The 1,240-nt window shown below is 65.5% G+C and carries 2 protein-coding genes; both read right to left on the bottom strand.

The genetic code is table 11. The annotated features are described in order from the left end of the window. Window positions 1–763, bottom strand: a 763-nt coding sequence (locus M3I53_RS37935) for a c-type cytochrome (RefSeq protein ID WP_375542638.1), incomplete at its 3' end; no start/stop codon positions are given. Window positions 764–780: 17 nt separating this feature from the next. After that, on the bottom strand, window positions 781–1,240 hold a 460-nt coding region (locus M3I53_RS37930; RefSeq protein WP_254320811.1), incomplete at its 5' end, for a GMC oxidoreductase.

Genomic DNA, 1,240 nt, shown 5'->3' with positions numbered 1-1,240 from the left:
CGTCGATCGGGCCGCCGCCCGCGAGGAAGTCGTCGCCTTCGAGGTCGGTGAGCGCGAGTTCCTGCATCGTGCGTGCGCGCGGCGTGTGGCACGCGCCGCAGTGGCCGAGGCCCTGCACGAGATACGCGCCGCGCGCGACGATCGCGTCGTTGTAATGCGAGCCGTCGAACGCCTGCACCTTCGGTGCGAACAGCACGCGCCAGGCGCCGAGCGGCCAGCGCATCGAGAGCGGCCAGGGAATGTCCACGGCGCGGTTCTGCGCCTGCACGGGCCCGACGCCGTGCATGAAATACGCGTAGAGCGCCTTCATGTCGTCATCGGAGAGGCGTGCGTATGAGGGGTAGGGCATCGCGGGGTAAAGCGTGTCGCCATTCGGCCGCACGCCCTGGCGTACGGCTTTGGCGAAGTCGTCGTAGCTCCACTTGCCGATGCCCGTATTCGCGTCGGGCGTGATGTTGGTCGAGTAGATCGCGCCGATCGGCGTGTCGAACTTCAGCCCGCCCGCGAACGGCTTGCCGCCCTGTGTGGTGTGGCAGGCTATGCAGTCGCCCGCGCGCGCGAGGTATTCGCCATGCGCGACGAGCGCGGGATCTGCGGGGTTGGCAGTGGAGTTGGCGGCATGGGCTGTGAGCAGCGCGAACGCCATGGATAACACAGCACCGGCGGCGAGCATGATTGGCGCCTTCGAAACGGGGTCCAGGCGGCGCAATGTGCCGCGTGCGCTCTCACGAGCGAATCGCAAGGGGACCAGGTTTTTCTTCATGATCGTCATGAGGCTTCTCACACGCTTACCAAGGGGCCGGGGTTCTTCATATACTGGTTGCGAATCGCTTTCGCGCTCCAGTAAGCGAGGGCGGCGACGAGGCCGGTCGGGTTGTAGCCGATCCCCTGCGGGAACGCGGAGGCACCCATCACGAACACGTTGGGCACATCCCAGCTCTGCAGATAGCGGTTGATGACGCTGGTGTTCGGATCGGTGCCCATCACGGCACCGCCCACGAGGTGAGTGGTCTGATAGCGGCGCGAGTCGAAGTGCGCGCCGAACTCGCGCGTGTAGACGTTGATGGCCTTCGGGCCCATCGCCTCGGCAATCTTCTGCATCTGGCCCGTCACGTACCGCGCCATCTTGATGTCGTTGTCCTTCCAGTCGAAGGTCATGCGCAGGAGCGGCTGGCCGTACGAATCGCGATAGGTCGGATCGAGGTCGAGGTACACGTCGCGGTACGACATGTTGGAGCCG

Source organism: Paraburkholderia sp. CNPSo 3272, from assembly GCF_024206495.1.
Classification (GTDB): Bacteria; Pseudomonadota; Gammaproteobacteria; order Burkholderiales; family Burkholderiaceae; genus Paraburkholderia.
The sequence above is the reverse complement of the archived record's forward strand: the minus strand, read 5'-3'. Positions and strand labels throughout refer to the sequence as shown.